13 protein-coding genes and 1 tRNA gene are annotated in these 14216 nt (G+C 60.2%); all 14 read right to left on the reverse strand.

The window, feature by feature from the left end:
- Positions 1–5: 5 nt before the first annotated feature.
- The 14 genes from JJB74_RS14525 to JJB74_RS14590 all read right to left on the reverse strand — a co-directional run bounded on the left by JJB74_RS14525 (position 6) and on the right by JJB74_RS14590 (position 14216).
- A complete protein-coding gene (locus tag JJB74_RS14525; RefSeq protein WP_200592631.1) occupies positions 6–1430 on the reverse strand; it encodes a multicopper oxidase domain-containing protein in 1425 nt (474 codons plus the stop codon).
- Positions 1431–1438: 8 nt separating this feature from the next.
- Positions 1439–2863, reverse strand: coding sequence for a multicopper oxidase domain-containing protein (locus tag JJB74_RS14530; protein ID WP_200592633.1), 1425 nt, complete (start codon positions 2861–2863; stop codon positions 1439–1441).
- 242 nt (positions 2864–3105) lie between these two features.
- Positions 3106–3708 carry a lytic transglycosylase domain-containing protein gene (locus JJB74_RS14535; RefSeq protein WP_234484182.1) on the reverse strand — a complete coding sequence of 201 codons (603 nt, stop codon included), beginning with the start codon at positions 3706–3708 and terminating at the stop codon, positions 3106–3108.
- 135 nt (positions 3709–3843) lie between these two features.
- The gene (locus JJB74_RS14540; RefSeq protein ID WP_200592635.1) at positions 3844–4266 is read right to left on the reverse strand and encodes a hypothetical protein; all 423 of its coding nucleotides are present in this window, start codon (positions 4264–4266) and stop codon (positions 3844–3846) included.
- Between the two features lie 343 nt (positions 4267–4609).
- The gene (locus JJB74_RS14545) at positions 4610–4789 is read right to left on the reverse strand and encodes a hypothetical protein (RefSeq protein WP_200592636.1); all 180 of its coding nucleotides are present in this window, start codon (positions 4787–4789) and stop codon (positions 4610–4612) included.
- 403 nt (positions 4790–5192) lie between these two features.
- Positions 5193–5525: a hypothetical protein gene (locus JJB74_RS14550; protein ID WP_200592638.1), complete on the reverse strand. Its 333-nt coding sequence runs from the start codon at positions 5523–5525 to the stop codon at positions 5193–5195.
- A 647-nt stretch (positions 5526–6172) separates the two neighbouring features.
- Entirely contained in the window at positions 6173–6592 is a 420-nt protein-coding gene (locus JJB74_RS14555; protein ID WP_234484183.1) for a hypothetical protein, read from the reverse strand.
- A 346-nt stretch (positions 6593–6938) separates the two neighbouring features.
- The gene (locus JJB74_RS14560) at positions 6939–8630 is read right to left on the reverse strand and encodes a bifunctional DNA primase/polymerase (RefSeq protein ID WP_200592640.1); all 1692 of its coding nucleotides are present in this window, start codon (positions 8628–8630) and stop codon (positions 6939–6941) included.
- 109 nt (positions 8631–8739) lie between these two features.
- Positions 8740–8946 carry a helix-turn-helix transcriptional regulator gene (locus JJB74_RS14565; protein WP_200592642.1) on the reverse strand — a complete coding sequence of 69 codons (207 nt, stop codon included), beginning with the start codon at positions 8944–8946 and terminating at the stop codon, positions 8740–8742.
- A 646-nt stretch (positions 8947–9592) separates the two neighbouring features.
- Positions 9593–9686 (reverse strand) — tRNA-Ser (locus JJB74_RS14570).
- 78 nt (positions 9687–9764) lie between these two features.
- Positions 9765–11015, reverse strand: a complete 1251-nt coding sequence (locus JJB74_RS14575; protein WP_200592644.1) for an aspartate kinase — start codon at positions 11013–11015, stop codon at positions 9765–9767.
- 127 nt (positions 11016–11142) lie between these two features.
- Positions 11143–12567 carry a tRNA lysidine(34) synthetase TilS gene (tilS, locus tag JJB74_RS14580; RefSeq protein ID WP_200592646.1) on the reverse strand — a complete coding sequence of 475 codons (1425 nt, stop codon included), beginning with the start codon at positions 12565–12567 and terminating at the stop codon, positions 11143–11145.
- On the reverse strand, positions 12533–13507 hold the full coding sequence (locus tag JJB74_RS14585) for an acetyl-CoA carboxylase carboxyltransferase subunit alpha (protein WP_200592648.1): 975 nt from the start codon (positions 13505–13507) through the stop codon (positions 12533–12535). Before JJB74_RS14585 ends, tilS begins: the two co-directional genes overlap by 35 nt.
- Positions 13508–13565: 58 nt before the next feature.
- Positions 13566–14216 carry a DNA-3-methyladenine glycosylase family protein gene (locus JJB74_RS14590; RefSeq protein ID WP_200592650.1) on the reverse strand — a complete coding sequence of 217 codons (651 nt, stop codon included), beginning with the start codon at positions 14214–14216 and terminating at the stop codon, positions 13566–13568.

A 14216-nucleotide genomic window follows, 5' to 3' on the forward strand; every position in this document is an offset into this window, starting at 1 on the left:
CCCGATTACAGCTTTTCGTCAATCGTGTTTCCGGGCGGGTCGATGATCATCATCATCATCATTCCGCCGGGGAAGACATCATTCGTCGTGATCTCGCGCTCATTGTGGGAATGCCACATGTAGGCATAACCGGCGCCTGGATTGATCCTTGTCTGGCCCGGCGGCAGCGGCGTGTTGTTGGCGTTCTGCAGGCCGAGGTAAGGCGTGCCGCCGTACCACAGGCCATTGGCGACGATGTTGGGGTCGGCCGGCGTTGCCGGTATCGCCTTGTTGTGGTCCGGGCAGTATTCACGGGTGTCCGGGTCGAAGCCGGGTGACGGCGCATCCTTGCCGTTGCACTTGTGGCCGTTGTTGGCGCCGTAGGCATCCCAGTTCAGACCCTGCCCAGTCCAGGTGAAGATCGCATCGACGCTTTGCCCCGGCACGGTCGGTATCGTGAACAGCAGCGGCCCGGCCAGGCGCGGCGGATTCGCAGTGTCGCCCATCGCTGTGATCAGGTTGCCGTCGCGCGCCAGCACCCGTGCATGGTTGCCATGGAAGTGGAACGGATGCTGGGTGCGCCCCTGGCCTATCACCCGCATCAGCAGCAGCTCGCCCGGGTGCATGTGCGGATTGGCGTTGTACGGTTGGTTCGGATAGTTCGGCGCGTACGACGTATCCATCAGGTCCGGCATCGAGCGCCCGTTGATCAGAAAATAGTTAGGCTGATACGGCTCGGTTTTCACTGAGACGGGACCGGCGGCGCCGGCCAGCACCGCCGCTTCCGCGGCCTCGTGGATGCGCGAATCCATTTCGGCGAACTGGAACAGGTATTCCCGGTCGTAGCACGTCGCCGGATGGTCGTAGGCCGAGGCCGCATGCGACAGGCTGCCCTTCTTGCATCCGGGCTGGGCCGTGGCTGGCAGCACGATCAGTGCGCCGTACATGCCCATCTCGATCTGCAGGTCCGGTCGGGTTCCGCTGTAGTAGGCGTAAGTGCCCGGCTTGCCTGCGACGAAGGTATAGGTGACCTTGCCGGTGGCCGCGTCATGCGTGGCTTCCTGGGCCAGGATGCCGGGCGCCCCGCCGCTGGCGCTCACGTCCATCCCGGCAAACACCATGGAGGCATTGCCGGCCGCCGCCGGCAGCCGATTCACCAGGTTCACCGTCACCGTCTGGCCCTCGGTGACGATCATCGTTGGTCCGGGTATCTGCATCAGCGGGCAGCCGCCGGCGTAGGGCACGGTGGTCGCGGCGCCGTCACAGCCGTAGCCCCACGAGTAGATCGAATTGCCGTCGGGCTGGCTGCTGCGGCCTTCGCTGGCGACCAGGTTGAACGTAGGGCCGGCGATGCCCGGCACCGCCGCATGCGGCGCCGTCGCCGGCAGGGCCGCGAGTGCCGCGGCAAACAGGGCCCGGCATACGGCAGCGGATATCCTTGCTGGAATCATTGATGTCCTCACAAGACGCGGATCTCAGTCATCATGCCGCCGAAGTTTTCGGCGTCATTCGACAGGTGATCGAGGTTGGTGCTGTACAGGAAATAGGTGCCGGCCGGGATGTTGCTCACGTCGAGGAGTACATCCATTGATTCGCCGCCGCCCAGCGTGACCGAGTTGGTGTTGTAGTACAGGTTGTTGCCGGCCATATCGCGCAGCAACCGGGCGTTCTGCGCGATCACGGTCATCGGCACGCCGATGGTGGCCAGCGTGGTGTGCTCGGACACGCTCAGGTCGCTGATGCGCAGCAGCGCGCGCGTCTGGCCGGCGGTCTTGTTGATCGTGATCGTCGCGGGCATCGGCTGCGACTGGCGCGATTTGCCGTCCGACGACTGGGTTTCCATCGGCCCGGCAGCGACGGTATCCGGATAGCTGCGGCCGTTGAGCATGAAGTACTTGTCCTTGAGCCCAGCGAAGCTTTCGGCATTGAAGGTCATGCCGACGAAATGGAAATCGGGATCGAAACCCATCATCTGGATCGGGTATTCGACGTCGTAGCGGGTGCTGCCGTCGCCGTCGTTGTAGGCATAGGTGATGCCGGCTGCGGGCTGCTTGGCCGAGGTATCGGCCGCCGGCAGCGGCGTCTGCCCGGTGCACAGGAGGTCGCCGCAGGCGCCGGCCTGGCTTGCTGCAGCAGTGCTCAAGGAAACCGCCTGGTTCGCCTTCATCAGCGCCTGGTACAGGCTCTGCCCCACCGGCACACGGTTTTGCCGCGGACGCACGTACAGCTGTCCGACCATACCCATTTGCAGATGCTCGGGCGGGGTGATGTGGCAGTGCCAGAAATAGGTGCCGGCGTCGGGCGCGTTGTAGTAGTAAGTGAAGCTGCCGGCGATGTTGATCGCCACCGACGCATCGGGCACGCCGTCGAAGTACGAAGAGGCGTTCGGATAACCGTGGAAGTGGACCGTGTGCTGCTCGAACAGGTCCGGACGCATGATCATGCCGACGTTAGAGAGCGTCAGGAAGAATTCATCGTCCTCGTCGATGGCCATCAGCGGCGCCGGGAAATTGCCGTTCAGTACGCCGGTGCCCATGATCAGCTGGGGATCCTTGATCGCTGCATTCGGCGCCTTGGCTGCGTCGTATTCGCGGTTGAACGAGACCGCATCCTGCGTGCCCGGCAGCCCCTTGGCGATCCGATCCAGGCCAGACAGCGGGCCGAAGGCGAACAGGTAGGTCTGGGTGCCGTCGCCCATCGTGGCAAAACCGTCTCCGCCGGAGATGTGTTGGCACTTGATTGCACCTGCGGCGCCGCCCTTGGCCGGATGCAGCGGCGTGCTGGTCGGGCATTGCACCGAGAACGATTGCGCCGCCGCAGGCAGCGCGACAAGCGCCAGCAAAGCCGCTGGTAAGCCGAACTTCAATACGCGACTGATACGCATTTTTCCCTCCATGCTGCTTGCGGCGCGGTTGATGAATGGTCAGACCGGTCAGGCGGAGGGTTGCGTGCACGAGTCCATACGCGCCGCCGTAGACGCGCGCTCTCCCTCCGGGTTTACCTTCCCGGCTTGTTGTCAAAAAGTATTTGCTAATTGACAAAGCAGCGCACTGCATGAAGCCCCCCGTTTCAGGGTAGGAACTTCCCTACTGGTGTTAGCCAGGTGAAAGAAGCGAATGGCAGGAATCAATCGGTGTCGCCGGCCTCGTAGATGCCGAGCACTTTCGGGACGTAGCTGCGGGTCTCGGGGAAATCCGGGATGCGATAGCCCGCGCGCACGACGTTCTGCTCGCCGGCGTTGTAGGCGGCGAGCGCAAGCTCCAGGTCGTTGCCGAACTGACCTAGCAGCCACTTGAGATAGCGGGCGCCGCCCTCGACGTTATCGCGCGGATCGAACAGGTTCTTCACGCCGAAGCGTTGCGCGGTCGCGGGCATGAGCTGCATCAGCCCGCTGGCGCCCTTGGATGAGACCGCGCCCGCGTTGTAATTCGATTCGACCCGGATCACCGCGTGCAGCAGCCGCGCATCGACATGCAACTGCTGCGCGATTTCATCGACGATGCGGCGCATCTGCCGCGTTGGTTTATCTTCGCTGCGAGCGCGGGCTGGACGCGGCGCGGCCGCCGGCCCGGGCGCGGCCACGATGACCGCGCTGCTCGCATCGCTCCTGAAGTTGGATAGAACGACCGAGCCGCCCGCGCCGACGCCGCCGTAGATCTGCGCGCGCGCGTCTCCCGCAGCCGACACGGCAAGCATGGTGTAGAAAAGGATCTTGCGGCATGGGTTCATTCGTGGCTCCGCCGCCCTTTATAAACAGGCGAGCACCCTTGCGGCATCAGGCGAATCCCTACTTTGCCGATGGGGATCTTTCCCCATCCGCGCCGCCCATACCGATGCGCGCAAGCCTGGCGCAGCCAGGCGCGCCTAGTTCACGGCCTGCACCCGACCCGATCCGCTTCCGGGATAGGCCGGCGTCACGCTCGCGGGCGCCGCAGCGGGCGCCGGGGTGGCTGTCGGATCAGTGCCGCTGGTGTCCCGGGTATCGATGCCACTACCGTTGCTGATTGTCGCGGTGCCGGTTGGATCCGGCGTCGCAGTAGTGGTCGTGCCGCTCGAACTTGTGCCCGTGGCGCCGGAAGACCCGGTGGAGGCAGACGGTGCCGTGGAGGTCCCGGAGGAGTTGGCAGTTGAAGACGCCGCTGGTGCTTGTCCCTGTGCGGTACTGCTTCCCGTCGCAGCTGCGTTCTGGCTAACGGTGCCGTCGCCACCGCCGCCACAGCCGAAGAGCAGCGCTGACGACAGCGCAGCTGCAGCACAGCTATGCAAATACCCGTACATTTTGTGCATGTCTCATCCTCTTGTCTTTGCGCGCCGTTGATGAACCCGCCGTGCCGTGTACTGCTGAAAATCTTTGCCTCATGCGCTGCGTTTGTCGATGGGGAGAGTACCTACGATTGGACGCGTCCTCGACGAAGCTGTGACTTCGCGCAATCCTTTTTCCGTCTTCTGAAAATCTTTTGACGGAAGCGCAACCGACAGGCCATAAGACAGAATCAGGAAAAATTTGCGCTTAAGTTGACGCGGAAATTTTTAAGATATGGATCTACTTGCCCGCTTTCAGGAAGGCCCCGCCCTCTTGCCGCCCCCCCCCCGCATCGACGTTCTGAAACCAGCAGAACCCGTTCTTCCTTTAAGCTTCAGCCACCAGCTTTTCGCCGATTTTCCGGACCGCGTCCCGTGCCGACAGAAAGCTCAACGCGGATACGCTGCCCAACGCGTCCAGCAGCGCTATATAACGGCGCAATCGCATGTACTTCGGCCGGGCAATGAGATCAAGATCCGAAATGGTCTCCACAACGAGGGTGCTCATAACCTTTGCCATACGGAGTTGCGCCCGGCCGCTTGGCCCGCTTCGTTGGCTCGCATAGCCGAGCTCCTGGCATTCGCGGCAGCGGAGGTCAGGAGCCAGATACAAGCTTCTCCTCGCGCGCGCAACCCGGGCATAGGAGAGCCGGGAATCGTCCTCCCAGCCGCCCATCACGCCATGCCAAGGCCGCGCGGCACGCCCGACCATCATGGACGACGGCCACCTCGTCAGGCTGCAGGAAAACGGCCGCAGTGGTTGTCACCTGTCCGATGGACCAAGTGATGCTGCAACCCATGCCACCTTGCTTTGCCACTGGATCCCGAACCGCCCGCAGATCGAGTCGCAAGGCAGCGTCGACGGTAAGCGCCTTCTTCAGCTTTCGACCCGAACCGATCCCGCCCATTGCTTACTCCCGGAGTTTTTCGAAATCTCGTCCGATTTTCTGTTTCTTCGACGAAGCAGTGGCCGCTTTGATTCCAGAGCGGGAACGCTTGGTCTTCGCGCAGTGCGCGCAGAATTGACAGCCACGCGTCACATCATGATCCCGCACGACCTTGAATCGAACGCAGGTAAGCAGCCCGGATTCCCATCCGCTTTCCTCCTCCTCGATGCGAGCAAGCATAACGAGGAAGTCTTCCAGCTCCTCATTGGACATCCGGGGCAAGCCCTTACCAAACGTGTAGGTAAAGGTAAAACAATCGCGCTCCAAATCCCACGCGCTCAACACGTCGGCGGCCATGTCGATCGCCTCAGATCGCGTCACGGTATAGAAGAAGATGGTTCACTTCCTAGTGAAGTACAGATACAGAAAAACGATGCAAATCCACGTGTGTTTGCGGTGAGGATTTGGCGGGGATGGTTGTCGGCTGGTTTCTGTTGACCGGGACTGAAGTACCGATGCCAAGTAATGCGCGATCGCCCCCTTCACTCGGGATACTGATCCCGCCGCTGAGTCATTCAGCTTCTGCTTCCTTGCCGTGATGATGGCCATTGTCCATTTGCTCATGATGTGCCTCCTTGTCACACCAGTTTAGGCAGGCAGCTGCTATTCGACCCGCACTTCCGCACTTAGCACATCATCCTTCTTCATCGCACGGAAAACTGCCGCCGCTACCGTTTGAGCTAAAGTTGCTCACTAACGCTTTTCATAAGGAATGCCTAGTTTCAAATTTTCAACTGGAACCAAAAGCAAACAAGAACAATCGTCCTTGTCGGTTAAAACCCACGCCAGCAAAGGCTTTCCTCGATAAAGGCAATAAAAAAATACCTATCTTCTCTTTATTAATTCATACAAAAAGGATGGCCCGGCTAGCCACCCCGCTCATATTGCTGCTATTGCGGGAAGCCGCGCCGGGCCTAGGTTTCCGACGACAAGCGTCTCTTACTTTAGGAATCGTCCTCGTCGCCAGTCTTCGGCACATGAACAAACGCGATGCGAGGCCTAGCTCGACCACTTCGCGACGGGTACGTCACCCATCGCATGTCTTGGTCCACCGTCAACACCTCAAAAACGCTATTGCGCAGCTTCATGTCGGCTCCTTTGAATCGTGCCGATTTCCTCGCCAGTTCGGCATGGGTGAGCCCTCTCAGGCCCGCTTTCATGACGTGCTCCGCTACCTCGTTGCGCAACGCGGCGAACGGCGTGTCGGCAATCTTAGCGATCAACTCGGAAATTGCCCTGTCCGCCCAATATTGCGCAAAGTCTATTGCCCATTGAGCATGCGACGCTTCGATAGCATCTTTGCCGTCCGACACCGCGACGATGAGGGACAGGCGCATGGCAACCTCACGCACGCGGCTGAACATCTCGCTGATCCCGAAAACCTCAAGTTGGTCCTGGCGAGTATGGCAGAAGCGTTCAAATTCCTCGCAGAGCTGCCTCGCGGCTTCGGTGAACTCAATTTGTATAAGCTCAGGACGCTTGTCATAGGCCGCTTCACCATGAGGGCCTGGGCCGAAAAAGAATTGATTGGTCGGACTTTTTTTGCCCAGTTGACTACCTCTTCGGGCGGTGCGACAAGTGGGCGGAAGTGGCTCAACTGTCGGCCAATGTCAGTTTGGACGATAATTAGGCGGTTCAAAAAGCCATCCTTCATTGCTCCCGATCCGACCCCAGTAAAAAACGTTTCAGGCGTGCTCATGCCGAAAATTGTCAGTCCGGGATTCTGAATTGGATTATCGTCAATGCAGCGAGCTGCTTTGCAGTGAGACCTTGATGGCTGAATGCCTTGGATTGCAACTCGCCATGACAACGGCCGAACACTTCCATCAGACGGCGCTTGGCGGTGCCCGGAATAGGGTTATTTTTCGCGTTTCCGGCTTGGAGGATCAGTCCGATCTCATCAATGATAGCGATATGGGTCGGCTTCGTACGCAACATATTATCGACCGCATTCGCAGACGAGTACTCGCTCGGTCCAACTAACCAACCCAATCCCGCGGCCTCTAGTGCTTCCTCGATGGCCCATTTCGGATGTTCCTTGCCGCTTCCGCTTTTTCCCAAGATGAGGAAGTACAGGCTGGAATAATTGTTCCCCGTGGTGTGATACAAGCGTCCCATTACAACCGATGCGAAAGCGAGCGCAGCAACAACACCGAAGTACGGCTGAGGACGCGTCGCCGTATCGTTGTACCAGTTGACGAAAGCAGCAAGAGCGCCCGGAATGGTAAGGAGATGGGCGGGTGGCGCATCATTAGTTCGTCCCGCACCTGCTGTGGCAATGCCGGTTTCCGCATGCTTATCGTCCTTTTGCGGGTCGATCGAAGGCCGAGCGAAATCGATGGCATTGACGTCGAAGTCGGACACGTCGCTCTGCTTTAGTCCTGCCTCATTCGCCCTCCAAGCCTGTGTCGCGATTGTGATGCCGCCATCGCCGGTAAAGCTATCCCACGCCTTGTTGAAAGCCGCTTCATCATATTTTTCCGGACAGGTTTGGCTCCACTCCTTTGCGGCCTGACGCAACATGGGATCGTCACCGCGGGAGTGCACCGCCATGAGGATCTCGATCCACTCGGAGCGAGAGCAAGATGCCGGCAGCATATGAAGAAAACGCTGGATTTCTTGAATTTCCTCACCGGCCAGCTCGCTGGCTTGTGACGCCACAGCCGGCGCGTCGACCGGTTTGTTCTGTTTCGCGAAATGTTCAATGAGCCATTCCGGCGCATCGGCGATTGCTTGTCCGTCCTCCGGATCGCACGATGCTTGGTAGGTGTAATCCTTACCCGAAGCATGAGTAGATCCGACTCCGATGACATATCCGCCGCTCGATTTCAGATCGATGCCGTCTGCGATCTTGCTTTTGAAGGTGATACCAGCGGGCGCCCACAGGTAATAATGCCAGCCGCCGCCGCCGGTCAGCACGACTTCGGTATCGGGCAATGCTCCGAAACGCTTTTCCAAGGCAAAGAGGCCCTCTTCACCGCCATTGCGCGGGTCCACGTCAACAACGATCAGTTGCTTATTGCCGTCGACAATCCCGGTTGCCATGCCGATATTCGCCTCGGGCCATTTATCCCACCAGGCATCGACCTGTTCGGGATTGACGGACGCATCCTTGAAACCGTGCAGAGTCAGTGGCTTTTTGCCCTCCGGCTTGCACGGGAACACATGGAAGCCACGACGGGCAAGCGCCAATGCATAGTCACGTTTTTGGCGGTGGAACTGCTGATCAGGCGAGGCCGTCAGCGCCTTGGTGACAACGGCGATCGGGGGCGGGAACTTGATGCAGACCTGTATGCAGCGCTGCTGAACCTTGCACAGGATTTGGGAAACGTTTGCAGGGTCACCGAGCAGCACGGTGTGGCTGCGAACAACGGTTACCTGGGGATGATGCATTGCATTCATTAGTGGCACTCCCTCAAAGTGATGCGTGCTGCACTTTGTTCTTCCAGGCACTGAGCGGCGGTCTCGTGCAGAACATTGCCGCTCGTGCTTTGTTTGACGGCGAGTACGCTCATGCTTGGCCTTTCATGACGGACTGCCTGGCCTGAATGCGCTCCTGGACCCACTGCTCGATTTCGGCTTCGACCCAAGCGCTCGAGCGTGGGCCGAGCGACACGGGTGCCGGGAACATGCCGGCCTGGATGGCCGCATAAATGCTCGACTTCTTTTTACCGACGCGCTTTTCGACTTCCGTAATTTTCAGAAGCGTGGTGGACATCGTTTTCTCCTTTAACGTGCGTCGCGTTGGACGATTGCGGAGAAAGGTAAGCTGCGTGGAGCAATTCGGCCCCGCACGAAAATGGAAATAATGTGATTGCCTAAAGCAATATGCGCCGTGACGCAGACGCATCACATAACGCGGCTCATGATTGAGGACAGGCGAAAGGGAAATTCGAAGGTCGATGGCTATCGGCTGTGATACCTGACGCACGCTTTACTGATGGCGGGCATGCTGGTGGTTAGCCAAAGCGGATATCAGCGATGAGCTTGGCGCGCCTGCGTTCACGCGGTTGGACCTTGCTATCTAATGCAGTTCAGCCAGCGAGCAGGCCGTGCTCTGCTTCTCCACCTCGATCTGCGCGCGCAGGACTTCGTTCTTGTAGCGCAGGGCCTCGTTTTCGGCCAAGTTCTAGTCACGCTCTTTCGTGCACTCGGCAAGCGCTTCGCGCGGCGCTTGGCGTGATAGAACGCCAAATATCAACGGAGCCAAGTCGCTGCAATTCAGAGACCAAGCAGCGTCTAGATCAGTAGACTTAGAGGAAAGGGCCAGATGAGACGTATGGCCAGTAGAAGAACCGGTTTGTGGGTAGATTTGGGGGTAGAAAAGAAAAAGCGGCCCGAAAGCCGCTTGTTTACTGTGTCCTTGGCGGAGACGGAGGGATTCGAACCCTCGATACAGGTTTAAGCCCGTATGCTTCCTTAGCAGGGAAGTGCCTTCGACCACTCGGCCACGTCTCCACACGTTTCCGGCTTTACAAGCCCGGTGTTGCGAGGCCCCGAATATTAACTGCTGTCGGGGAATAGGTCAATCCGATATCAGGCTTTCTCGAGGCCAAATGCCTTGTGCAGCACGCGCACGGCGAGCTCCATGTACTTCTCATCGATCAGCACCGAAATCTTGATCTCGGAAGTCGAGATCAGCTGGATGTTGATGCCCTCTTCCGACAGCGTGCGGAACATCTGCGAAGCGATGCCGACATGGCTGCGCATGCCAACGCCAACCACTGATACCTTCGACACCCTGGAATCGCTGACGATATTGCCCGAGCCGATCAGGGACTTCACGTTGCTGTTGACTACGTCCAGCGCGCGTTGATAGTCGTTGCGCGGCACGGTAAAGGTGAAGTCGGTCTTGCCATCCACGGACTGGTTCTGGACGATCATGTCCACGTCGATGTTGGCTTCGGCGATCGGGCCGAGAATCTGGAACGCGATGCCGGGGCGGTCCGGCACCTGCATGACGGTGATCTTGGCTTCGTCACGGCTGAAGGCGATGCCGGTGATGGTGGCTTGTTCCATGTGCGTGTCTTCCTCAAACGAAATCAGGGTGCCGGAGTTGGCTTCTTCTTCCAGCGGGATCATCGGGTCGGTCAGCGAGGACAGCACCCGGGTCGGCATGCGGTAGTTGCCGGCAAATTCGACGGAGCGGATCTGCAGCACCTTGGAACCCAGCGATGCCATTTCCAGCATTTCTTCGAAGGTCACGGTGCGCAGCCGACGCGCTTCGCTGACCACGCGCGGATCGGTGGTGTAGACGCCATCGACATCGGTATAGATCAGGCATTCCTGCGCCTTCATCGCCGCAGCTACCGCAACGGCGGAAGTATCCGAGCCACCGCGACCAAGCGTGGTGACGTTGCCCGCTTCGTCGGCGCCCTGGAAACCGGTGATGATGACGATGCGGCCGGCATCGAGATCGGCGCGGACCTTGGCGTCGTCGATCGACTGGATGCGTGCCTTGGTGTAGGCCGAATCGGTCTTGATCGGCACCTGCCAGCCGGCATAGGACACCGCGTCCTTGCCCAGGGATTGCAATGCCATCGCCAGCAGCGCTACTGACACCTGTTCGCCGGTGGAAGCCAGCATGTCGAGCTCGCGCGGATCCGGTTGTGCCATCACTTCCTTGGCCAGGCCGATCAGGCGGTTGGTTTCGCCCGACATGGCGGACGGCACCACAACGATTTGATAACCGGCGTCATGCCATTTGGCGACGCGCCTGGCGACATTCTTGATGCGCTCGGTCGAGCCCATCGAAGTGCCGCCGTATTTATGTACGATCAGGGCCATGGGAGGGAAAAGGAAGGGATGGCAAACAAACGCGGGATTTTACATGCCGCAACAAGACGTGACAAGAAGTCGAAGGAATGGTAAGCGACCGCCATGCGCAAGCACCCGGGCCATATCGGCGCTACCACTAGGCATAGCGACCGTCCTGGTTTTCACGCCAGCGCAGCACGATACCGCCCTCCTCCGCATGCCTTGCATCCATGCCCAGTTGCGCGACGAACACCAGACTTTCATTCAGGTAGACCAGCGGCGACCATAGCCTGCGCCAAGGCGGAATTCCTGCTTCCTGGTACAGCAGTTTCAGACTGCGCGATGGCCGCGAACGTGCCGGCTTCAAGCGCTCGCCGCCGCGACGCGGCCGCAGCAGCAGACCATGTTCATGCAGCAGTTCGATTGGAATGCCGCAACCCTCGTCGCGCAGGAACTGCAGGCTCCCTCCCCACTGCGGCACCGCGATCTCATCTTCGCCCTGCCACCGCAACAGCATGTCGTCCTGCGGCGGCGCATCACGCCGCGCGGCAATGATCAGGTCGCCGCGCACGCGACGCAGCACCTTCCCGCCGAAGTCGATTTCAGGATGCGCATCCGAAGCAGCATTCAGCATCTGTGCACGCATCTCGTCCATGCGCGCCGTACTCGGCAGGCTCACGCCCTGGTGCTGCAGCCAATGACGCAGCAGATTGTCTGCGCGGCGCGCGGGCAAACGCGCAAGGCTGTTGGCATCGAGCGGCGCATTCCAGTCTGAAGCGCCGCAGTGCCCAAGGTCGAGTTCGGCAAGGTCGCGCAGCAGCGCTTGCGCGCTTTGCGCATGGGCAGCGCTTCGCGACAGCGCGGCGGCATAGCCGGGGAAGTGCCGTTCCAGCACCGGAGCGACCGCGTGGCGGACCGCATTGCGTCTATAGCGCACATCGGCATTGGACTCATCGTCGACATGGGACAGGGCAATCGCGCGCGCCGCCGTCTCCAGGGCAGCGCGCGAGATGCCAAGCAAGGGCCGGCCGAGCGCGACCTTCGGTCCAAGCAAGGCATGCCGCTCCTGGAATACGCCCATGCCCGAGAGGCCCGGCAGGCCGGCGCCGCGCATGAGCTGCAACAGCACGGTTTCCGCCTGGTCGTCCTGATGATGGCCGGTCAGGACGAGTGACGCGCCGCTGCGTTCACACATCTGCGCCAGAGCGCGGTAACGCTCGAGACGCGCAGCCTCCTCTACCCCGTGACCGCCTTCGAGATTGAGAGCAACGCGACGCCAATCGAAGGCAGCGCCAAGCCGAAGCGCTTGCGCCTCGCAATGCGCCAGCCAGGCATCGGCATGCAGTGACAAGCCATGGTGCACATGGCAAGCGATGATTTCGATATCGTTCTGCTTTCCATAGCGGCATGCGAGATGCAGCAGCAGGCTCGAGTCGAGCCCGCCGCTGTAGGCGATGGCAATACGCGATGGATCCCGCCCCAAAGCGCGAACGCGCGCCAGGATGTCTCCCAGCGCGCGTTCGAATGCGCTCGCGATATCGGACGGATTACTCGGGTTGCGAGATTTCCTTGAACTTGCCATAGCTCATCAGCTTCGCATGGCGCGCATCCAGCAGTTCGCGCGGTTTCATGCCCTGGAACTGGCGCAGGCTGTCGGCGAGCGCGCGCTTGAGCATCACAGCCATGCCTTTCGGATCACGATGCGCGCCGCCTAGCGGTTCGTTGACGATCTTGTCGATCAGGTTCAGCGCCTTCAGGCGATGCGCGGTCAGGCCTAATGCCTCGGCGGCATCGGAAGCGCGCTCGGCGGTCTTCCACAGGATCGATGCGCAGCCTTCCGGCGAAATCACCGAGTAGGTCGAGTATTGCAGCATCAGCACCGAGTCGGCGACCGCAATCGCCAGCGCGCCGCCGGAGCCGCCCTCGCCGATGATGGTGGCGATCAACGGTACCTTGAGTTCCGCCATGACATACAGGTTGTGGCCAATCGCCTCGGACTGGCCGCGCTCTTCGGCGTCGATGCCGGGAAAGGCGCCAGGGGTGTCGACAAAGCTGAAGATCGGCAGATTGAATTTCTCTGCCAGCTTCATCAGGCGCATGGCCTTGCGATAACCCTCGGGCTTGGGCATGCCGAAGTTACGCAGCGCGCGCTCCTTCGTGTCGCGGCCCTTCTGATGGCCGATCACCATGCAGGACTGGCCGTTGAAACGGGCCAGGCCGCCGACGATGGAAAGGTCGTCGCCGAAATTGCGGTCGCCGTGCAGCTCATGGAAGTCGGTGAAGATTTCATTCACGTAATCCAGCGTGTAGGGCCGCTGCGGATGGCGCGCGATCTGCGCGACTTGCCAGGGGGTCAGCTTCGCATAGATGTCCTTGGTCAGCTGCTGGCTTTTCTTCGACAGGCGGTCGATCTCTTCGGAGATGTCGACCGCGGAATCGTCCTGCACGAAACGCAGTTCTTCGATCTTGGAGTCCAGCTCCGCGATCGGCTGCTCGAAATTCAGAAACGTTATTTTGCTCACCGTGCCTCCTTTGGGGTGCAACACGTGGATGGTCGGGATGACTGCGATGTCGAAACGCTCAGTATTCCACTGGCGTCGGTTCGAGGCTGCGCCACAAATACCAGGTGGCGACAGTACGCCAGGGTTCCCAGTTTGCGGACACCTCGCGCGCATCGCTGCGAGAAACCGGCTCTCCCGAAAAATAATTGATGCTGATGCCGCGAAGCAATCCCACATCGTCAAGGGGCAAGATATTAGGCCGCAGCAAGTTAAAGATCAAGAACATCTCCGCGGTCCAGCGGCCGATGCCCCGGATCTGCAGCAGTTCCGCGATCACTTCCTCGTCGTCCATGTCCGCCCACTTGTCGACATGGACCCGTTTCGCCTTGAAATGATCCGCAAGGTCGAGAATGTATTCGGCCTTGCGCCGCGACAGCCCGCACGAGGCAAGCTGTTCCGGCCCGGCTTTCAGCACCAGGGCCGGCGTGCAGCGGGTGCACAGCGCAAGCAGCCGCTGCCACACGGTTTCCGCCGCCTTCACCGAAATCTGTTGCCCGACGATCGAGCGCGCGAGTGTGGTGAACGGATCGCCGCGCCCGACCAGATGCATGTCGCCGAACTGCGGTATCAGGCGCTTCATGATGCGGTCGCGCTTCATCAGCTCGATCTTTGCGTCTTCCCAATAGGGCGGCACGAAGGTCGGCCCATCGCCGAAATTGGTCTTTGCCAT

This window comes from Noviherbaspirillum pedocola, from assembly GCF_016632335.1.
Classification (GTDB): Bacteria; Pseudomonadota; Gammaproteobacteria; order Burkholderiales; family Burkholderiaceae_D; genus Noviherbaspirillum_A; species Noviherbaspirillum_A pedocola.